Origin of the sequence: Sphingopyxis panaciterrae (assembly GCF_011762125.1) — a bacterium.
Classification (GTDB): Bacteria; Pseudomonadota; Alphaproteobacteria; order Sphingomonadales; family Sphingomonadaceae; genus Sphingopyxis; species Sphingopyxis panaciterrae.
The window spans coordinates 1,197,460-1,215,847 of the sequence record NZ_JAASQN010000001.1 but is presented as its reverse complement, the minus strand read 5'-3'; the positions used below and the strand labels follow the sequence as shown (position 1 = coordinate 1,215,847).

Annotated in this window: 20 protein-coding genes, 1 tRNA gene and 1 other RNA gene; 7 read left to right on the top strand and 15 right to left on the bottom strand. The window is 66.4% G+C overall.

Features of this window, described 5'->3' with window-relative positions:
* The 4 genes from FHR22_RS05595 to FHR22_RS05580 all read left to right on the top strand — a co-directional run bounded on the left by FHR22_RS05595 (nt 1) and on the right by FHR22_RS05580 (nt 1,728).
* Nucleotides 1-450: a phage holin family protein gene (locus FHR22_RS05595; RefSeq protein WP_166939765.1), complete on the top strand. Its 450-nt coding sequence runs from the start codon at nt 1-3 to the stop codon at nt 448-450.
* Nucleotides 447-842 (top strand): hypothetical protein, encoded by a 396-nt coding sequence (locus FHR22_RS05590; protein WP_243853484.1) that lies wholly within the window; start codon nt 447-449, stop codon nt 840-842. The genes FHR22_RS05595 and FHR22_RS05590 overlap by 4 nt, the downstream gene beginning before the upstream one ends.
* Complete coding sequence (locus FHR22_RS05585) at nt 826-1,182, top strand: hypothetical protein (protein ID WP_166939763.1); 357 nt, start codon at nt 826-828, stop codon at nt 1,180-1,182. Before FHR22_RS05590 ends, FHR22_RS05585 begins: the two co-directional genes overlap by 17 nt.
* Nucleotides 1,183-1,512: 330 nt before the next feature.
* Nucleotides 1,513-1,728 (top strand): DUF4170 domain-containing protein, encoded by a 216-nt coding sequence (locus FHR22_RS05580; protein ID WP_166939761.1) that lies wholly within the window; start codon nt 1,513-1,515, stop codon nt 1,726-1,728.
* Nucleotides 1,729-1,823: 95 nt separating this feature from the next.
* On the opposite strand, the gene FHR22_RS05575 is transcribed toward FHR22_RS05580, so the two are convergent.
* The 3 genes from FHR22_RS05575 to FHR22_RS05565 form a co-directional block, all read right to left on the bottom strand.
* A complete protein-coding gene (locus FHR22_RS05575) occupies nt 1,824-2,102 on the bottom strand; it encodes an ETC complex I subunit (RefSeq protein ID WP_166939759.1) in 279 nt (92 codons plus the stop codon).
* A 67-nt stretch (nt 2,103-2,169) separates the two neighbouring features.
* Nucleotides 2,170-4,647 carry an ATP-dependent helicase HrpB gene (gene hrpB, locus FHR22_RS05570; RefSeq protein WP_166939757.1) on the bottom strand — a complete coding sequence of 826 codons (2,478 nt, stop codon included), beginning with the start codon at nt 4,645-4,647 and terminating at the stop codon, nt 2,170-2,172.
* Between the two features lie 189 nt (nt 4,648-4,836).
* Nucleotides 4,837-5,850, bottom strand: a complete 1,014-nt coding sequence (locus tag FHR22_RS05565) for a polyprenyl synthetase family protein (RefSeq protein ID WP_166939755.1) — start codon at nt 5,848-5,850, stop codon at nt 4,837-4,839.
* 104 nt (nt 5,851-5,954) lie between these two features.
* Between FHR22_RS05565 and FHR22_RS05560 the strand changes: the two genes are divergently transcribed.
* The 3 genes from FHR22_RS05560 (at nt 5,955) to FHR22_RS05550 (ending at nt 7,531) form a co-directional block, all read left to right on the top strand.
* On the top strand, nt 5,955-6,242 hold the full coding sequence (locus FHR22_RS05560; RefSeq protein ID WP_166939753.1) for a chorismate mutase: 288 nt from the start codon (nt 5,955-5,957) through the stop codon (nt 6,240-6,242).
* On the top strand, nt 6,239-6,931 hold the full coding sequence (locus FHR22_RS05555; protein WP_166939751.1) for a glutathione S-transferase N-terminal domain-containing protein: 693 nt from the start codon (nt 6,239-6,241) through the stop codon (nt 6,929-6,931). Before FHR22_RS05560 ends, FHR22_RS05555 begins: the two co-directional genes overlap by 4 nt.
* Before the next feature lie 264 nt (nt 6,932-7,195).
* The gene (locus FHR22_RS05550) at nt 7,196-7,531 is read left to right on the top strand and encodes a hypothetical protein (protein WP_166939749.1); all 336 of its coding nucleotides are present in this window, start codon (nt 7,196-7,198) and stop codon (nt 7,529-7,531) included.
* On the opposite strand, the gene FHR22_RS05545 is transcribed toward FHR22_RS05550, so the two are convergent.
* The 12 genes from FHR22_RS05545 to FHR22_RS05490 form a co-directional block, all read right to left on the bottom strand.
* Nucleotides 7,512-8,816 carry a sensor histidine kinase gene (locus FHR22_RS05545; RefSeq protein WP_166940793.1) on the bottom strand — a complete coding sequence of 435 codons (1,305 nt, stop codon included), beginning with the start codon at nt 8,814-8,816 and terminating at the stop codon, nt 7,512-7,514. The two genes, FHR22_RS05550 and FHR22_RS05545, sit on opposite strands and share 20 nt — an antisense overlap.
* Nucleotides 8,817-8,940: 124 nt before the next feature.
* Entirely contained in the window at nt 8,941-9,606 is a 666-nt protein-coding gene (locus tag FHR22_RS05540) for a response regulator transcription factor (protein WP_166939747.1), read from the bottom strand.
* 116 nt (nt 9,607-9,722) lie between these two features.
* Nucleotides 9,723-10,037: a PepSY domain-containing protein gene (locus FHR22_RS05535; protein WP_166939745.1), complete on the bottom strand. Its 315-nt coding sequence runs from the start codon at nt 10,035-10,037 to the stop codon at nt 9,723-9,725.
* Nucleotides 10,038-10,125: 88 nt separating this feature from the next.
* Nucleotides 10,126-10,200 (bottom strand) — tRNA-Val (locus FHR22_RS05530).
* Between the two features lie 161 nt (nt 10,201-10,361).
* Entirely contained in the window at nt 10,362-10,634 is a 273-nt protein-coding gene (locus tag FHR22_RS05525; RefSeq protein ID WP_054588053.1) for an HU family DNA-binding protein, read from the bottom strand.
* A gap of 171 nt (nt 10,635-10,805) precedes the next feature.
* Entirely contained in the window at nt 10,806-13,202 is a 2,397-nt protein-coding gene (gene lon, locus FHR22_RS05520; protein WP_166939743.1) for an endopeptidase La, read from the bottom strand.
* Nucleotides 13,203-13,459: 257 nt separating this feature from the next.
* Entirely contained in the window at nt 13,460-13,795 is a 336-nt protein-coding gene (locus tag FHR22_RS05515; RefSeq protein WP_166939741.1) for a YbaB/EbfC family nucleoid-associated protein, read from the bottom strand.
* Nucleotides 13,792-15,558 carry a DNA polymerase III subunit gamma/tau gene (locus tag FHR22_RS05510; RefSeq protein ID WP_166939739.1) on the bottom strand — a complete coding sequence of 589 codons (1,767 nt, stop codon included), beginning with the start codon at nt 15,556-15,558 and terminating at the stop codon, nt 13,792-13,794. Before FHR22_RS05510 ends, FHR22_RS05515 begins: the two co-directional genes overlap by 4 nt.
* Before the next feature lie 165 nt (nt 15,559-15,723).
* Nucleotides 15,724-15,821, bottom strand: an RNA gene (gene ffs, locus FHR22_RS05505) — signal recognition particle sRNA small type.
* A 73-nt stretch (nt 15,822-15,894) separates the two neighbouring features.
* Nucleotides 15,895-16,776: a class A beta-lactamase gene (gene bla / locus FHR22_RS05500; RefSeq protein WP_166939737.1), complete on the bottom strand. Its 882-nt coding sequence runs from the start codon at nt 16,774-16,776 to the stop codon at nt 15,895-15,897.
* Nucleotides 16,776-17,111 carry a 2Fe-2S iron-sulfur cluster-binding protein gene (locus tag FHR22_RS05495; protein WP_208417495.1) on the bottom strand — a complete coding sequence of 112 codons (336 nt, stop codon included), beginning with the start codon at nt 17,109-17,111 and terminating at the stop codon, nt 16,776-16,778. The genes bla and FHR22_RS05495 overlap by 1 nt, the downstream gene beginning before the upstream one ends.
* The gene (locus FHR22_RS05490) at nt 17,111-18,214 is read right to left on the bottom strand and encodes a cysteine desulfurase family protein (RefSeq protein ID WP_166939733.1); all 1,104 of its coding nucleotides are present in this window, start codon (nt 18,212-18,214) and stop codon (nt 17,111-17,113) included. Before FHR22_RS05490 ends, FHR22_RS05495 begins: the two co-directional genes overlap by 1 nt.
* Nucleotides 18,215-18,388: the final 174 nt, after the last annotated feature.

Genomic DNA, 18,388 nt, shown 5'->3' with positions numbered 1-18,388 from the left:
TTGTCGTCTCCCGAAACCGATACCCCGCCCGCCCCTGAGCAGCGCAGCTTCGACGGCGTAAGCCATGGCTATGCGCCGGGCGGCCGCCCGGTGACACCGCCGCCGGTGCCGCTTGAAAAGATCGTCGGCGACGTCGTCGACAATCTGCAGGCGACGGCCGAAGCCGAACTGACGCTGCTCAAGGCACGCGGTGCGCTCGCCTATCATGGCGTCGGCTGGACCTCGGCCTGGGGGTTCGTTGCCGCCTGCGCGCTGCTCGTCGCGATGCTGGCGCTGGCGTTCGGCGCGATCCTCGTGCTCGCGCAGCATCTCGGACCCTTGCTCGCGACGCTGATCGTCTTTGCGACCTTGCTCGCGCTTGCCGCCTTCGCCGGCTGGCGCGCGCGGCTGAGCTATGGCGACGTCAAAGCGGCCTTCCGCGACGACCTGCTCGCCAAGGGAGACGAATGATGCGCCCGTCGCGCACCCGTCTGATCAACGCCGCGCGCCGCTCGATGATCCAGCGCGCCGAATTGCAGCGCAAGCTGGGCGCCGCGCGCGATGCGTTCAAGCCCGGCGCCCTGCTCAGCCGCGGCAAATATCGCGTCGACGAAAAGGTCGACGATGCGGCGCATGCGGTCCGCGAACAATTCCGCAGCAACCGGCTGCCGATCGCGCTCGCCGCGGCCGCCGGCGTCGCGTGGCTGTTCCGCGAACCGATCAAGGAACATGTGCCGAAGGTCGGGCGCAAGATTCAGGAACTGGCCGCATCGGTTGCCGAGCGGCTGCGCCCCGGCGAAGCCGAACCGGCCGACGACGATGATATCGGATATCTGGAGGAAGATGATGAAGCCGTTCAGTGAAACCGCCCGCGATACGCGCGCAAAAGCGAATGAACTTGCCGAGAAAACCGCCGAAAATGCGCGCGCGACCGCCGAGGCGGCGAAGGCGCGCATTCAGGATGGCTACGGCCGCGCCCGCGCCGCGACCGGCGATCTGGCCGCACGCGCCGGCGAACAGGCCGAAGTCGCCCGCGAAGCCGCCGGTCAGGCGCTCGCAAAGGGCAAGGTGCAGGCCAAGCGCGCGGGCAGCAAGCTCAAGACCGTCGCCGAGGAACAGCCGCTGGCGTTGCTCGCCGGTGCGGTCGCGGTCGGCGCGCTGCTCGGCTCGCTGATCCCCAAGGGGCGCAAGGACGAAGACTAGGTCGCGTGGTCACATTTGTGACTTGGCGAAACGGCGGCTTTGGGGTGGGGAGCGGGCATCGCTTTCTACAGCTTCGTCATCCGCGGAGGAGACCCGTGGCTCTTCCGCCTTGACCCGGGATCCCGCTTTTTTGAGGGCGCCGACGGTTTTCGAGGTCAAGCGGGACCCCGGATCAAGTCCGGGGTGACGATGGACGGGACGGCAGCTTCCGACCAATAACGGACATCCGAATTCGTCCACGCTGCCTAGGGCGGACTTGCCGGAAAGGCGCGGCGCTGGTAGGGGCGCGCCTCCTCCCCACCACAGCGCTTACCGGCAAGGAAAGCAACGATGAGCAAATTGCACCTGGTTTTCGGCGGCCGCGTCAGCGATCCGCAGACGCTCGATTTCGTCGATCTGACCAATCTCGACGTCGTCGGGCTATTCCCCGATTATAAGTCCGCTGAAAAGGCCTGGCGCGCCGCCGCGCAGCGCACCGTCGACGATGCCGAAATGAAATATGTCGTCGTCCACCTGCACAAGCTGCTGCAGCCGGACGCGGGATAATATTTCGTTATTGCAAGCGTAGCGAAGCAATCCCGAGCAGGCCTGAACCGCTCTGGATTGCTTCGCTACGCTCGCAATGACGGACTGCTGGATATTTAGCGGAAATTATCCGCATAGGCTTGGATCTTCAGCGTCCGCACCGGGGTCGCGGTCACTTCGACCTCGATCCCGTTCTTCTCCGCATAAGCAATCGCTTCCTCGCGGCTCGCAAAGCCCAGCCGCAACTGGCGCCGCGTATCGCCGCTGCCCGCCCAGCCCATCAGCGGGTCGGCCTTGCGCGCTTCGGCGGGGGCGAATTCCAGCATCCAGCGCTGCGTCCCGGCGCGCCCCGACTGCATGGCATTCTTGGGCTTCTGGAAAATACGCGCTTTCATCGGGGTCGTCCTGTAACTGGGGCCTGTATCGCCGCCTTAGCGCCAAGGGCGCGCCGCGAAAAGAGGTCTATTGCGCGTCGCGCCGTGCCTGTGCCGCTTTGGTCATCAACGTCGGGCGCGCGTTTGCGGGATCGTCGGGCCAGCTATGCTTGGGATAGCGCCCGCGCATCTCTTTCGCGACCTCCGCCCAGCTTCCGCTCCAGAAGCTTCCGATGTCGCGCGTCGTCTGGATCGGGCGATGCGCGGGCGAGGTCAGCGCGAGGATCAGCGGCACCGGCGGCTCGCCGATCAACGGGTGGCGCGCCAGCCCGAACATCTCCTGCGCCCGCACCGCCACCGTCGGCCCACCGTCGGCGCCATAATCGATCGCGTGGCGGCTGCCCGCCGGGGTGGCATAGTCCGCGGGCGCGCGTTTTTCGAGCAACTGCCGCGCCGGCCAGTCGAGCAGCCCGGTCAGCGCATCGGCGAGCCGCTGGTCACCGATATCGCGCAGCCCGCGCGATTTTTCGAGCAGCGGCGCCAGCCAGATGTCAAGGCTGTCGGCGAGCGCCGGCGCCGACAGCGTATCAAGCGCCGCGAAGGACGCGCGCTGGCGCAGCGCGTGCGACACCGGTCCCCAGCCGATCAATCCCAGCCCCTTGTCGCGGACCGCGGCCAGCCGCACCGCGACATCCTCCTCGGCGCCTTCGCCGCGGCCCGCCTGCCCGCTTGCCAGCGCGATCGCGCCAAGGCGGCGTTCGCGGCGATGGTCGACGCGGTCGCTCGCGGCGTCATAGCTGCTTGCCTGATGCGCGACGATCTGATCGGCGTAAATCGCCTCGACCTCGGCGCGGTCGATCGCGGCGGCGGCGAGGATGCGCACCCCGGCGGCGTGACCCTGCGCATCGGCAATCGCGAGCCATTCGCTGCCCGCGAGCGGATCGAGCGGGTCGATGCGATAGGCGCGCCCGCCGACGCTCAGATAGTCGCCGCGCTGTCCGGCGCGCTGGCGAGCAACCCGGTCGGGCCAGGCGGTGGCGATCCAGCCGCCGACCGAGCGCCCGCCGATCGATCCCGAGCCCGTGGCAAGCTTCTCGCCAATCCCGGCGAGCCGCCGCGCCAGACGCCATGCGCCCTCGGCACGGTCGCCCTTCGCCCCCTTCCAGCGCGCCAGCCGCGCCTCGACATCGACCCCGCGCCCGCCGAGCCCCGGCTCGGTGAGCAGCACCGCCAGCCGCGCGGCAAGCTCTGCCTCGTTTGCGCGCGCCGCGTCGAGCAACATATGCGCGAGCGGCACCGGCAACGGGATGGCGGCGAGTGCCTTGCCATGCGCGGTGATGCGCCCGTCGACGGTCAGCGCGCCGATCGCCTGCAGCCGCGATTTCGCCTCGCTGATCGCGGCGGGCGACGGCGGATCGAGCCAGCCAAGCTGGCGCGGATCGACGATGCCCCAGCTTGCGCAGTCGAGCACGACGGGCATCAGGTCGTTTTCGTGGATTTCGGGCGGGTCGAACGGCGGCATGCCCGCAGTCGCCGCCGCTTCCCACAAGCGATAGGCGACGCCGGGCCCCTGTCGCGCCGCACGCCCGGCGCGCTGCGTCGCCGACGCCTGGCTGGCGCGTTCGGTGACGAGGCGCGCGATGCCCGCTGCCTTGTCGAAACGCGGACGCCGCGACAGGCCGGCATCGATCACGATGCGCACGCCTTCGATCGTCAGGCTGGTTTCGGCGATGCTCGTCGCAAGGATCAGCTTGCGCCCGCCGCCGGGATCGCGGACGAGCGCCTTGCGCTGCACTGCCGGGTCGATCTGGCCATGCAAGCGGTGGACGACAAGCGGCAGCCGCGCATCCTCCACCGCCGTCGCCGCACGCTCGATATCGGCGGCGCCGGGCAGGAAGGCGAGCATATCGCCGTCCGCCTCGTCGACCAGCGCCTGCCGCACCGCCGCGACGACGCTCGCCTCGAGCCGGTCCTCGGCGCGGCGGCCGATATGGCGCAGGTCAAGCGGCCAGATCTTGCCCTCGCTCCGCACCACCGGCGCATCGCCGAGCAGCGCGCCGAAACGCGCCCCGTCGAGCGTCGCCGACATCGCGACGAGGCGCAGATCGTCACGCAATCCCTGCTGCGCATCGATCGCGAGCGCGAGCGCGAAATCGCCATCGAGGCTGCGTTCGTGCACTTCGTCGAACAGCACCGCCGATACGCCGAGAAGCTCCGGGTCGGCGAGGATGCGGTTGCGGAACAGGCCCGGTGTCATCACCAGCAGCCGCGTCGACGCCGACTGCTTGCTGTCGAGGCGCGTCGCATAACCGACCGCGCCGCCGATCGCGACGCCCATCTCCTCGGCGATGCGCTCAGCCGCCGCGCGCGCCGCGAGCCGCCGCGGCGACAGCAGCCATACCTGCCCCTTGCACCATGGCTGGCCCAGCAGCGCGGGGGCGACCCGCGTCGTCTTGCCCGCGCCCGGCGGCGCGACGACGACGGCGTTGGGCTTCAGCACCAGCGCCGCCATGATGTCGGGCAGGACGATGTCGATCGGGAGCGCCGCGATTCCGTGAGAGTTCATTGCCGCACCCATATAGGGAGCACCGCAAGACTGGCGAGGTACATCAGCGTCATGAAACTCCGTGCCCCTGCGCAGGCAGGGGCCCATCTCCCGCCCTCGCCTTTTCCATCCGCGTATCGCAAACCGCTACGACCGGAGATGGGCCCCTGCCTGCGCAGGGGCACATGCTCTGGACGGCAGATGCCAACCTCAATAAGCGCGCGCGACCGCGAAGGCGACCGCCTCGGTCAGCGCCGATTTCGCCTGGCTGGCGCGGAAGCCGCCGATCGCGTCGACCGCGCGCTGGCCATAATGGCGCGCACGGGCGAGCGTGTCGTTGATCGTGTCATGCTTGCGCAGCAGGCCGGTCGCATAGGCCAGATCTTCGTCCGACGTCTTGTGGCCGACGATCGCCTGTTTCCAGAACTCGCGTTCCTCGGCGGTGCCGCGCGCATAGGCGAGGATGACGGGAAGCGTGACCTTGCCGTCGCGAAAATCGTCGCCGACCCCCTTCCCCATCGTCGCCTCATCGGAAACATAGTCGATCGCATCGTCGACGAGCTGGAACGCGATGCCGAGATTGCGGCCATAGGCGTCGAGCGCGGCCTCTGCCGCATCGTCGCGCTCGGCGACCACCGCGGCGATCTTGCACGCCGCCGCGAACAGTTCGGCGGTCTTGGCGTTGATGATCGCCAGATACTGGTCCTCGCTCGTTTCGATCCGCCGCTGCGCCGAAAGCTGGTTGACCTCGCCCTCCGCGATCACCGCCGAGGCGCGCGACAGGATCTTGAGCACCTTCAGCGAGCCGTCCTCGACCATCACCTCGAAAGCGCGGCTGAACAGGAAGTCGCCGACGAGCACCGGCGCGCTGTTGCCCCAGATCAGGTTCGCTGTCTTGCGGCCGCGGCGCAGGTCCGATTTGTCGACGACATCGTCGTGAAGCAGGGTCGCGGTATGGATGAACTCGACCGCCGCGGCGAGCTTGCAGTGGCGCCGGCCGGGATAGTCGAGCAGCTTGCCGCACGCGAGCGTCAGCATCGGCCGCATCCGCTTGCCGCCGCCGGCGATCAGATGGCCGGCCAATTCGGGGATCAGCGGCACTTCGGACTGCATCCGGTCGAGAATGACCGCATTCACCTCGTTCATATCGGCGGCGACAAGCGCCATCATCGGGTCGAGCGAGGGCGGCTTTTGGCCGTGGAGCTGATGAATTTCGGCAGTCATGACAAGCGCCGCATTGGCCGGGGGGCCATCATTTTGCAACGACTTTCGGCTTGCATGACGCCCCCGCCCGGTGCCAAGCGTGCCGGGCATAAGAGGAGCCGTGCATGGACGATCAGCTAAGCCGTTACCGCCAGAGCATCGACAATATCGACGCGGCGCTCGTCTATATGCTCGCCGAACGCTTCAAGGTGACCAAGGCCGTCGGCGAACTGAAGGCCAAGGGCGGCCTGCCTCCCGCCGACCCGGCGCGCGAGGAGCGGCAGATCGAACGGCTGCGGACCCTGGCGCGCGACGCCGATTTCGACCCCGAATTCAGCGAGAAATTCCTGCGCTTCATCATCGACGAGGTGATCCGGCATCACGAGCAGGCCAAACGGGAGAATGGCGCATGAGCGAACATCCGATTTTCAGCCGCTGGCCGGCCAGCTACCCTGATCGGCTCCAGCTTTTTTCGGCGCCGACGCCCAACGGCGTGAAGGCGGGCATCATGCTCGAAGAAACCGGCCTTCCCTACGAAGCGCACCGCATCGACATCATGGCGAACGAAAGCCACGACCCGGCCTTCCTCGCGCTCAACCCCAATGGCAAGATCCCCGCGATCTACGACCCCGACGGACCGAGCGGCAAGCCGCTGGCGCTGTTCGAATCGGGGGTGATCCTGATCTATCTCGCCGACAAGAGCGGGCAGTTTCTGTCCGCCGATCCCAACACGCGTTACGAGACGATCCAGTGGCTGATGTGGCAGATGGGCGGCGTCGGGCCGATGTTCGGCCAGCTCGGCTTCTTCAACAAATTCGCCGGCAAGGATTATGAGGACAAGCGCCCGCGCGATCGTTACGCGGCCGAATCGGCGCGCCTGCTGGGCGTGCTCGACGCGCGGCTGGCCGAACGCGAATGGGTGATGGGCGGCGACTATAGCATCGCCGACATTTCGCTGCTCGGCTGGGTCCGCAACCTCATCGGCTTTTACGAAGCGCGCGAGATCGTCGGCTTCGATCGCTTTGCGAACGTCCAGCGCTGGCTCGACACCGGCCTTGCGCGGCCGGCGGTGCAGCGCGGGCTGGAAGTGACGGCGGCCTGAACGCGTTGGGGCGCGTCGGCTTTCGCCAGGTTGCGGACGTGATCTAAAAGCCGTCGCCCCCGCGAAGGCGGGGGCCGTAGTCGGTGTAGCGTAAGGCTGCCAGCGGCCCCCGCCTTCGCGGGGGCGACGCAAGATCTTCTCCACCCTCCACCCTCCACCCTCCACCCTCCACCCTCCACCCGCCGCCAATACCCCTTCTCCCCGTCGCAAACATCATCGCCCGGTAACGACAGGTTCATTCGCCCGATGCACTAGCGGACACCTATGGAAAGCCTGATCGAATTCTATCGCCCGCTGAGCGGAAATCTCAGCACGAGCACCGGCGCCTCGGACAGCCTGCTGCATGTCCACGGCGGCATGGTCGTCCTGTTCCTGGCACGCATCGTGACGCGGCGCTCGCTGGCGACCTGGACGCCGTTCCTGTTCGTCCTCGCGGCGGCGATCGCAAAGGAGGTCGCCGACCGCATCGCGCACGGCGCATGGCGGATGCCGGACAGCGCCTTCGACGCGCTCAACACGATATTCTGGCCGTTCATCCTGATGATCGGGCTGCGTTGGCGCCGTGCCCACCCCGATGCGCCTAGCCCGCCGGCAGCCTGAGCCGCACGAGCAGCCCGCCCAGATCCTCGCTCTCTTCGAGCGCGATACTGCCACCATAGATTTCGGCGACGTCGCGAACGATCGCGAGGCCGAGGCCGGTACCGGGCTTGCCGCTGTCGAGCCGCACGCCGCGATCGATGACGCGGTCGCGGTCGGCGGGCGAGATGCCGGTACCATCGTCTTCGACCAATATCTCCGCCATGTCGCCGTCGCGCTGGATCGTGACGAAAACGCTGCCGCCGCCATATTTGGCGGCATTTTCCAGCAGATTGCCGATCAGCTCGTCCAGATCCTGCCGTTCGACCCGCGCGATCAGGCTCTTGTCGCCCGACGCATCGAGCCGCGCGTCGGGGTAGAGCGCCGCGACCGCGCGCGCGACGCTGTTCGCGCTGTCCCAGACGACCGCGCGCGCCTGCGCCGCACCGCGCCGACCGACCGCGCGCGCGCGGGCCAGATGATGGTCGACCTGCCGCTGCATCGTCGCGGCCTCGCGGCGCACCGTTTCGGCCAGTTCCGAGTTCGAACTGGTTGCGCTGTTGACGAGCACGGTGAGCGGCGTCTTCAGCGCATGCGCCAGATTGCCGGCGTGCAGCCGCGCCTCTTCGGCCTGTTTTTCATTATGCGCGAGCAACGCGTTCAATTCTTCGACCATCGGCTGGACCTCGAGCGGCAGCGGCGCGATGACGCGCCGGTGGTGCCCGCCGCGCATCGCCGCGATCGCGCGGCGGATATGGCGCAGCGGCCACAGGCCATAGAAGGTCTGGAGCGCCGCAAGGATGATCAGGCCGATGCCGAGCAAGGCCAGGCTGGGGATCAGGGTCGCGCGCACCGCGCCGACCTGAAGGTCCAGCGCCTCGCGCGACTGGGCGATCTGGTACCGCCAGCTCACCTTGCTGCCGGGCAGCAGGACATTGCGTTCGAGCACACGCAATTCCTCGTCGGGGAATTGCGTGCTGTCATAGGTGTGGATTTCGTCGTCGATATGCGGCGTCGGCGCCTTCAGCGAACGCTCCCACAAGGAACGCGAGCGATAGGGCTCCTGGCTGCCGCCGCTGATCTGCCAGTAAAGGCCGCTATAGGGCTCAAGAAAGCGCTGGTCGCCGAGCGGCTCGATCAGCCGCACCTCGCCGTCGGGACCGATTTCGGACGAACGGATCATCGCGATCAGCACATATTCGAGGCTGGAATCGAAATTGCGGGTGATCGCCCCGGTCAGCACCCGGTCGAGCGCGAAGCCGCCGCCGATCAGCAGCACCGAAATCCACAGCGCCGCAATCGCGATCATGCGCCGCGCGAGCGAGCCGGTGATGCGGCTGGTCAGCGCGGCCTGTTTCGCCGCGCTGTCCGGGTCCGCCGGGATCGCCGCGACGGCGTCGTCTTCGGCTGCCGCTTCGGCCATGCCGATCGGGTCAGCCCTGCGGGTCGTCGAGCTGGTAGCCCAGGCCGCGGATCGTCGTGATGATGTCGGCGCCCAATTTTTTACGGATCCGCGTCACGAACACCTCGATCGTGTTCGAATCGCGATCGAAATCCTGATCGTAAATATGTTCGATCAGCTCGGTGCGCGACACGACCTTGCCCTTGTGGTGGAGCAGGTACGACAGCAGCTTATATTCCTGCGCGGTCAGCTTCACCGGCTCGCCGGCCAGCGTGACGCGGCCCGAGCGCGTGTCGAGGCGGACGTCGCCCGCGATCAGCTCGCTCGACGCATTGCCCGCCGCACGGCGGATCAGCGCGCGCAGCCGCGCGATCAGCTCTTCGGTCTGGAACGGCTTGGCGAGATAGTCGTCGGCGCCGGCATCGAGCCCGGCGACCTTGTCCGACCAGCTGTCGCGCGCAGTCAGCACAAGCACCGGGAAATTGCGCTTCTCGCGGCGCCAGCGGTCGAGCACGGTCAGCCCGTCGATCTCGGGCAGGCCGAGATCGAGGATCGCGGCGTCGTAATTTTCGGTCGAGCCGAGGAAGTGGCCATCCTCGCCATCGGTCGCAAGGTCGACGGCATACCCCGCGCCTTCGAGCGTTGCCTTGAGCTGCGGACCCAGCGTGGGTTCGTCTTCGACAATCAAAATCCGCATTCAGGCGCCTTTCGTGTGCGGGCCGGCACGGGCCGGCCGCCTTGTTTCGACTGTGTATCAAGTCCGGACGATCATCGCAAAATCTCGTTGCAACGATTGTCCGGCAAGGAGGAATGTCAGGGTTTGCGTCCGACGATCCGGCCGGAACGGGCATCGACATAGACGACCACCACCTGGCTGCCGTCCATGAATTTCAAGGCATAGATCATGCGGCCGGAATCGAACTGCGGCCCGCCAAGATAGGTCATGTCGTTATAGGGCGGGCGCGAACGGACTTCGGCGATCAGTTTGCCCAGCGGGATCACCTGCCCCTGCGCCGCGGCGTCGCGCATATTATCCTGGTCGCGGTCGCGATCACCGCGCGCGAGCGCGGGCGTAGCGGCGGACAGCAGCAGCCCGGAGACGAGTGAAAAGGTCAGAGTGCGGATCATGGCCATGTCTTTAATGCGAAGGCATTGAATAGGCGATGAATGACCGGGTCAGCCCCGGTTTCGGTTCCAGACATGGCCGTAAGGGCCATGGTGGGCGCGACAGGGATTGAACCTGTGACCCCACCCGTGTGAAGGGTGTGCTCTACCGCTGAGCTACGCGCCCGTCCGGTTGCGGAACCCAGGTCCCGCCTCCGAAAGCCGGTCGTCCATAGCCGCTGGCGCGGTGAATGCAACGTCGATTTGCCTGAAATTTCGCCCGCAACGCAAATCGGGCCGCAGCTTGCGCCACGGCCCGAGATGTTTTTCACCAGAAGGCGCCAGCAATCAGTTGCAGGCGTCCTTGAGGGCCTTGCCGGCCTTGAACTTCGGCTGGTTCGATGCCGCGATGGTCATCGTTTCGCCGGTGCGCGGGTTACGACCGGTCGACGCCTTGCGCTTGCTGACCGAGAACGTCCCGAAACCGACCAGACGGACTTCGCCGCCCTTCTTCAGCGCCGCGGTGACCGCGTCGAATACGGCTTCAACCGCCTTGCTCGCGTCGCCTTTGGTCAGGCCGCTCGAGTCCGCGACGGTGGCGATCAGGTCTTGTTTGTTCATGCCTAAGGAACCCCTGCAATATGGTTGGTTGAATGATTCATGGCCCGAAGCCATGGCGCGCCACTAACGCTGTTTCGCCCTGCCTTGTCAAAGCAAAAAGGGACGCAAAACGCCCCAAAATGACGTTTTTGCGACGAAAAGACCCCCCAGTTGAGACCGGCGGCGATCCGGCTAGTGCCGAATCGCCGTTTCGGGGTCCGCACCCGGCGCAATCGGAGGCGAAGCGGCGAGTTCGTCGGCCTCGGTCCATTCGATCGGCACGATCGGCGACACCAGCGCCTCGGCCAATACCTGGTCGACGTGACTGACCGGGATGATCTTGAGTCCATTGGTAATATTCGCCGGAATCTCGACCAGATCCTTTTCATTCTCCTCGGGGATCAGCACCGTCTTGATCCCGCCGCGAAGAGCCGCGAGCAGCTTTTCCTTGAGCCCGCCGATCGCCAGCACACGCCCGCGCAGCGTGACTTCGCCGGTCATCGCAACGTCGCGGCGGACCGCGATGCCGGTCAGCGTCGAAATCATCGCGGTGACCATGCCGACGCCGGCCGACGGGCCGTCCTTCGGCACCGCGCCTTCGGGCAGGTGGATATGGATGTCCTTGCGCGCAAACAGGCTCGGCTTGATACCATAGGAGGGCGCGCGCGCCTTTACGAACGACAGGGCCGCCTGCACCGACTCGGTCATTACCTCGCCGAGCTTGCCGGTGGTGCGGACCTGGCCCTTGCCCGACGCGGTGACCGCCTCGATCGTCAGCAATTCGCCGCCGACCTCGGTCCACGCGAGCCCGGTGACCGCGCCGATCTGGTCCTCCAGATCGCCCATGCCGTGGCGAAATTTGCGCACGCCCGCAAATTCGGAGAGGTTGTCCGGCGTGACCGTGACGCTCGTCGCCTTGCCTTCGAGAATCCGGCGCAGCGCCTTGCGCGCCAGCCGCGCAATCTCGCGTTCGAGCGTGCGAACGCCCGCTTCGCGCGTGTAATAACGGATCAGGTCGCGCAGGCCCTCGTCGGTCAGCTCGAATTCGCCGGCCTTCAGCCCATGCGCCTCGACCTGCTTCGCGATCAGGTGCAGCTTAGCGATCTCGACCTTCTCGTCCTCGGTATAGCCTTCGAGGCGGATGATCTCCATGCGGTCGAGCAGCGCCTGCGGCAGATTGAGCGAGTTGGCGGTGGTGACGAACATGATGTCGCTGAGGTCGACGTCGACCTCCAGATAATGGTCCTGGAACTTGCCATTCTGTTCGGGGTCGAGCACTTCGAGCAACGCCGACGCCGGATCTCCCCGGAAATCCTGGCCCAGCTTGTCGATCTCGTCGAGCAGGAACAGCGGGTTCATCGTGCCGGCCTTTTTGAGGTTCGTCACGATCTTGCCCGGCAGCGAGCCGATGTAGGTGCGGCGGTGGCCGCGGATTTCGGCCTCGTCGCGCACGCCGCCGAGTGACTGGCGGATGAATTCCCGGCCCGTGGCCTTTGCGATGGACTTGCCGAGGCTGGTCTTGCCGACGCCCGGCGGGCCGACGAGGCAGAGGATCGGCCCCTTCAGCTTGTTGGTGCGCGCCTGCACCGCCAGATATTCGACGATCCGGTCCTTGACCTTCTCCAGCGCATAATGATCGTCATCGAGGACCTCCTGCGCCTTGGCGATGTCCTTCTTCAGCTTCGACTTCTTGCCCCACGGCAGGCCGATCAGCGTGTCGAGATAGTTGCGGACGACCGTCGCCTCTGCCGACATCGGCGCCATCGCGCGTAGCTTTTTCATTTCGGCCTGCGCCTTGGCCTTGGCTTCCTTCGACATTTTGAGGCTGTCGATCTTGAGCTGGAGCTCGGCCAGGTCGTCGCCGCCTTCGCCATTGTCGTTGCCGAGTTCGCGCTGGATAGCCTTCAACTGTTCGTTGAGATAATATTCGCGCTGGCTCTTCTCCATCTGGCGCTTCACGCGGCCGCGGATTTTCTTTTCGACCTGCAGCACGCCCAGTTCGCCCTCCATGAAGGCGAAGACCATTTCGAGCCGCTTCGACGGCGCATCCTCGACGAGCAAAGCCTGCTTGTCGGATACCTTGATGTTGAGATTGCCCGCAACCGAATCGGCGAGGCGCGATGCCTCCTCGATCTGCGACAGCTGCACCGCGGTTTCGGCGGGCATCTTCTTGTTGAGCTTGGCGTAATTTTCGAACTGGTCGACGACCGAGCGCATCAGCGCCGCGGTGTCGACGCTGTCGTCGACGGTATCGGCAACCGGCTTCACGCTCGCCATCACGGTTTTCTCTTCGGTCGTCAGGGCAAGCAGCCTGGCGCGCTCCTTGCCTTCGACCAGCACGCGCACGGTGCCGTCGGGAAGCTTGAGCAGCTGGAGTACGGTGGCGATGACGCCGACATCGTAGAGGTCGTCACGCTGCGGGTCGTCCTCGCCCGGATCGAGCTGGGCGACGAGGAAGATTTCCTTGTCGCTTTCCATCGCGGTTTCGAGCGCCGCGACCGAGCGGTCGCGGCCGACGAACAGCGGCACGATCATGTGCGGGAAAACGACGATGTCGCGCAGCGGAAGAAGGGGAAAAGATTGCGTCATTACGGCTCCTGGGCGGGCGCCGACTTCGGCAGCCCCGCCCTTTTATAGGGTGTTCTTCGCTAATATGGCGTAATTTCCCGCGCATTCAATGTCGCTGCGGTGAATGGGTAATCGATCCTCCCTGTGCCGCAGGCATGGGGAGGTGGCAGCGCGAAGCGCTGACGGAGGGGCTTTGGCGCTCCCGTCCGGCCCCTCCACCACTCGCTTCGCGAGCGGTCCCCCTCTCCCATGCCTGCGGCACAGGGAGGAACATTATGTCAAAACGGCAGCTTGAACCCGGGCGGCAGCGGCAGGCCGCTCGTCATCTTGCCCATTTCCTCGTTGCTCACCTGGTCGGCCTTTTCGCGCGCATCGTTGAATGCGGCGGCAAGGAGATCCTCGAGCATCTGCTTGTCGGCAGGCACGATCAGGCTGTCGTCGATGCTGATCGCCTTGATCCGGCCCTTGGCGCTCGCGCGAATCCGCACCAGTCCGCCGCCCGAGACGCCTTCGACCTCGACCGAGTCGAGTTTCGCCTGCGCCTCCTGCATCTGGGCCTGAACGGTGGCGGCGGCTTCCTGCGCCGCCTTCATCATGTCTTCGATCGATTTCATGGGTTGGACCTATGGCGATTGTCGTCGTCTTCGACAAGCTTTGCGTCGGGAAAAGCCGCCAAAACGGCCTTGACGACCGGCAGTTCGCGGATACGCTCGCCATTGTCGGCGATCCGCGCGGCGCGGATTTCGCCGAGGCTCGGACGCGCCGCGCCCCCATCTTCGCCCGCACGCACCTGCCAGCGGCTTCCCGTCTGCGCGAGCAACGCCTCGCCAAGCTCGCGCGAAAACGATGCATCGAGCGCCGGAACGGCGGCAAAGACGATGCTCCCCGGCTCCAGCTCGATGATTCGCATATAATCGTAAACTTGCACCGCAAGCCGATGATTTCCGGTACTTTCCAGAAGCTGATGAATTTGCGCGACGGTCAGTGCCGAGGCCCGCGACCCGGGACTTGCCGCGACGGGTGACTCCGCACTTGCCGAAGGCGGCGGCGCGGGATTTGCCGCGGGTTCAGCGGCTGGCGCGGCCACCGCGGCCGGCGCGTCCTGCCCGGATGGCGGAACCGGCGCCGCCAACGGCATCGTCGGCACGCCCCCCGCTTCGAGCCGCTTCGCAAGCTCGCCGGGGTCGGGCAGCGACGCCGCATAGATCACGCGCAGCAGCAGCATTTCGAGATGTTCGAGCGGATTGTTCGCGCGCAGCACCTCGTCATGCCCCTTGAGGAGCAGCTGCCACAGCCGGTTCAATGGCGCAAAACCCAGCTTTTGTACCCAGTCGCCGATGCGTTCGCGGTCGACCTCGGCCAGCGCCGGATCGTCATGGCGCGAAACCTTGGCGAGCGTTACGGCATGCGTCAGGTCCATCAGCCCGCGCACCATCGCCACGGGTTCGATCCCCAGCGCATATTGCGCGCGCGCCAGATCGATCGCGGCGCCCGCGTCGCCATCCAATATCGTCGCCATCAGCTGCGCGATCGACGACCGGTCCGAGAGGCCCAGCATCGCGCGCACCTGGTCGGCGCTGATCTTGCCGCCGCCATCAAGGTCGGCATGTGCAATGGCCTGGTCGAGGATCGACAATCCGTCGCGCACCGACCCTTCGGCGGCGCCCGCGATCAGCCAGATCGCCGGCGCCTCGGCCTCGACGCCTTCCTTCTGCAGGATCGCGCTGAAATGCGCGAACAGCATGTCGGGGGTGATGCGGCGCAGGTCGAAGCGCTGGCAGCGCGACAGCACCGTCACCGGCACCTTGTTGACCTCGGTCGTCGCGAACAGGAATTTGACGTGCGGGGGCGGTTCTTCGAGTGTTTTCAGCAGCGCGTTGAAGGCGTTACGCGACAACATGTGCACTTCGTCGATGATGTAGATCTTGTAGCGCGCCGACACCGCGGCATAGCGTACCGCCTCGATAATCTCGCGCACATCGTCGACGCCGGTGTTCGACGCGGCGTCCATTTCGATGACGTCGATATGGCGGCCCTCGGTGATCGCGCGGCACGGTTCGCACACGCCGCACGGATCGATCGTCGGCCCGCCCTGCCCGTCGGGACCGATGCAATTGAGCGCTTTCGCGATCAGGCGCGCGGTCGACGTCTTGCCGACCCCGCGCACCCCGGTCATCAGGAACGCGTGCGCCAGCCGGTCGCGCGCGATCGCGTTGCCCAGCGTGCGGACCATCGCATCCTGTCCGATCAGCTCGGCAAAGGTTTGCGGGCGATATTTGCGGGCCAGCACGCGGTACGGGCCCGCCGACGGCTGCGGCGTCGTTTCGGGCAGGTCCATTCCCAGCATCGGGAGTTCATCGTCGGCGGAATCGTCCATGCGCCTGTCTTAGGGGGCGTGCACGCGGTTGTCGAAGGAGAATAGCGGCGATGTAATCCAACACCCCGTCACCCCGGACTTGATCCGGGGTCCCGCTTTTCGACGTCGTTTAGCGGGACCCCGGATCAAGTCCGGGGTGACGATGGATTTAACCGCCGATGTGATGAGGGTGGAAGCCGGAACGACCCGCGGCGAATTCGTTGCGGCTGCTTCCTTCCGGACCTGACCGGGTTGGCGAAGACCACGTCCGCCCGACTTCCGCGACGCATATGGCGGGGACGGCGCCGAAATGCAAGGCGCGCCTGCAAGACGCCGGTTCGCGTCTGCGAAAGATCATCATTCGGGGATTTCGATCGTCTCTACCGTCAATCTTGTGGCCTCCGCGATCACGGCATTCGCGGCATCCCCGGCGACCGTGGGCCGGTCAAGGTAGACCGCGATCACATATTTGCGGCCATCCGGCGCCTCGGCAAAGGCCACGTCGTTATAGGCGTTTCCGCATGTCCCCGTCTTGTCGCCCGCCATCCAGCCTTGCGGCAAACCCGCACGGATGCGGTTGAGGCCGGTCCGGCTTTCGATCATCCAACCGCGCAGTTGCTCCCGATAAGCGGGGCGCAGCCGGTTGCCGAAGACGTAGGATGCGGCGCTCGTCGCCATCGCGATCGGGCTCGTCGTATCGCGTTCGTCGCCCAGCGCGTTTTCGTTGAGTTCGGGCTCGATCCGGTCGAGCCGCGTCACCTTATCGCCCGCGCGCCGCAGCGCAGCGGTGAAGGCGGCCGGACCGCCGGCCTGCTTCAGGATCAGGTTCGCCGCCGTGTTGTCGCTGAGCACCACGGCATCGCGCGCCGCAAGCTCCAGCCGCTGTTCGCCCTTCCCGTCCGGTCCGATCAGTTTTTCGGTGCCGGGCGAATAGGAAATCAGGTCGGCGCGCGTGAAGGCCAGCCGCGTTCCCAGCGAGCTCCCTTTCGCCGCGCGCTCGAACATCTGTCCCGCCAGCAGCAGCTTGAAGGTCGAACACATGGCGAAGCGTTCATGCCCGCGATCGGCCATCACCAGCTTGCCGCGCGCATCGACCACCGCGATGCCGAGCCGGCCGCCGCTGCGTTTTTCAAGATCGCTCAGCGCCTTCGCCTGGATCACCGAATCGCCGATCGTTTCCGTCGGTACGCTCGCGCAAGCGGAGGTCGTAAGCAGGAGACCGGCGAGCAGGATCCGCATCAGCGCGGCCCCTGCATGTTGCGGCTTTCGGCGGGGATATGCACGGTGAGCCCGTTGAGATCGTCGGTCAGCACGATCTGGCACGACAGCCGGCTCGTGCGGCGCACCCCGGCGGCAAGGTCGAGCATGTCTTCCTCCATTTCGCTGGCTTCGGGCAGCCGGTCGAAATCCTCCTTGGCGACGATGACGTGGCACGTCGAGCACGCCATCTGGCCTTCGCACGTCCCCTCGAGCGGCATCATATGCGCCTGCGCGACGTCGAGCAGGACGTCGCCCGCATGGGCATCGGCCTCGGTGCGCCCCTTGCCGTCGGCGTGGACAAAGGTGACGCGCATCAATTCACCCCCTGCAGCCGCGCCGCATCCTTGATCGCGGCCAGCCCGTCGCGCAATTGCTGTTCGCTGGTATAGCGCCCCCAGCCGAGGCGGATCGAGGCGCGCGCGTCGGCTTCGCTGACGCCCATCGCGCGCAGCACATGGCTGACCTTGCCCGACCCGCTGCCGCAGGCGCTGCCGAGCGAAAAGGCGACATTACGGGCATCGGACATCAGGCGCAGGCCGTTGACGCCCGCGCGCCGGACATTGAGGTTGCCGTGGTAGCGGCGGTTCGCGTCGCCATTCACCGTCCATTCGGGCAGCATCTCCAGCGCGAGCGACCAGAGCCGCTCGGCATGCGCTGCGTCGGCGTCGAAGCGCTCCGCCGCGAGCGCCGCTGCGGCGCCGAAACCCGCGCATAGTGCCGGCGAGACGGTGCCCGAGCGCATCCCCTGTTCCTGCGCCCCGCCGAGCATCAGCGGCGGCAGGTCGACGCCATCCTTCACCCACAGCGCGCCGATGCCCTTGGGTCCGTGGATCTTGTGGGCTGAAATGGCGATCAGGTCGGCGCCTTCGGGAATGGCGACGCGGCCATAACCCTGCACCGCGTCGCAGAGCAGCAGGCTGTTCTTCGCATGCGCCGCGGCGGCGAAATCGGCGACGGGCTGGATCGTCCCGACCTCGTTATTCACCAGCATCGCCGCGACAATGCCGTTTTCGGGGATCAGCGCGTCGGCGGGCGGCAGCGCCAGCCCATCGCCGTCGACCGGCAGGATCACCGCGTCGAGCGCCTCGAGGCATTGCAGCGACGCGGCATGTTCGATGCTCAGCCCCGCGACCCCGCCCGGCTTGGCCTGTGCGCCGCGCAGCAGCGCCCAATTGAGCGCCTCGGTCGCGCCCGAGGTAAAGAAGACCCGCCCGCCTTTCGGCAGCAGCACCGCAACCTGGTCGCGCGCGACCTCGACCGCCGCCGCGGCGGCGCGCCCGGCCTTGTGGGTGCTTGCCGGATTGGCATAGCCGTCGCCCCCAAATTCGCCGGCGCCCGCCCCTTCCAGCCAGCGCAGCATCGCCTCACGCGCTTCGGGAGCGAGCGGCGTCGTGGCCTGATAGTCGAGGTAGATCATGCGCTGCGTCTGCCCTCTAATATGTCATATGTCGAGCCACGCTCACCATCATCGTCGCCCCGGACTTGATCCGGCGTCCCGCTTTCCGGCGTTGCTGAGCGGGACCCCGGATCAAGTCCGGGGTGACGGAAATGCAAGGCAGCAAAGCCCTTATTGCGAACAATTCGCAAAAGT

Coding starts and splice junctions, on each gene's coding strand:
- lon (WP_166939743.1), bottom strand. CDS start 13,202: ATGACGCAATCTTTTCCCCTTCTTCCGCTGCGCGACATCGTCGTTTTC.
- FHR22_RS05555 (WP_166939751.1), top strand. CDS start 6,239: ATGAGCGAACATCCGATTTTCAGCCGCTGGCCGGCCAGCTACCCTGAT.
- hrpB (WP_166939757.1), bottom strand. CDS start 4,647: ATGAACTCTCACGGAATCGCGGCGCTCCCGATCGACATCGTCCTGCCC.
- FHR22_RS05575 (WP_166939759.1), bottom strand. CDS start 2,102: ATGAAAGCGCGTATTTTCCAGAAGCCCAAGAATGCCATGCAGTCGGGG.
- bla (WP_166939737.1), bottom strand. CDS start 16,776: ATGCGGATCCTGCTCGCCGGTCTCCTGCTTACGACCTCCGCTTGCGCG.
- FHR22_RS05525 (WP_054588053.1), bottom strand. CDS start 10,634: ATGAACAAACAAGACCTGATCGCCACCGTCGCGGACTCGAGCGGCCTG.
- FHR22_RS05550 (WP_166939749.1), top strand. CDS start 7,196: ATGGAAAGCCTGATCGAATTCTATCGCCCGCTGAGCGGAAATCTCAGC.
- FHR22_RS05545 (WP_166940793.1), bottom strand. CDS start 8,816: ATGATCGCGATTGCGGCGCTGTGGATTTCGGTGCTGCTGATCGGCGGC.
- FHR22_RS05515 (WP_166939741.1), bottom strand. CDS start 13,795: ATGAAATCGATCGAAGACATGATGAAGGCGGCGCAGGAAGCCGCCGCC.
- FHR22_RS05535 (WP_166939745.1), bottom strand. CDS start 10,037: ATGATCCGCACTCTGACCTTTTCACTCGTCTCCGGGCTGCTGCTGTCC.
- FHR22_RS05585 (WP_166939763.1), top strand. CDS start 826: ATGAAGCCGTTCAGTGAAACCGCCCGCGATACGCGCGCAAAAGCGAAT.
- FHR22_RS05540 (WP_166939747.1), bottom strand. CDS start 9,606: ATGCGGATTTTGATTGTCGAAGACGAACCCACGCTGGGTCCGCAGCTC.
- FHR22_RS05510 (WP_166939739.1), bottom strand. CDS start 15,558: ATGGACGATTCCGCCGACGATGAACTCCCGATGCTGGGAATGGACCTG.
- FHR22_RS05590 (WP_243853484.1), top strand. CDS start 447: ATGATGCGCCCGTCGCGCACCCGTCTGATCAACGCCGCGCGCCGCTCG.
- FHR22_RS05565 (WP_166939755.1), bottom strand. CDS start 5,850: ATGACTGCCGAAATTCATCAGCTCCACGGCCAAAAGCCGCCCTCGCTC.
- FHR22_RS05580 (WP_166939761.1), top strand. CDS start 1,513: ATGAGCAAATTGCACCTGGTTTTCGGCGGCCGCGTCAGCGATCCGCAG.
- FHR22_RS05495 (WP_208417495.1), bottom strand. CDS start 17,111: ATGCGCGTCACCTTTGTCCACGCCGACGGCAAGGGGCGCACCGAGGCC.
- FHR22_RS05490 (WP_166939733.1), bottom strand. CDS start 18,214: ATGATCTACCTCGACTATCAGGCCACGACGCCGCTCGCTCCCGAAGCG.
- FHR22_RS05560 (WP_166939753.1), top strand. CDS start 5,955: ATGGACGATCAGCTAAGCCGTTACCGCCAGAGCATCGACAATATCGAC.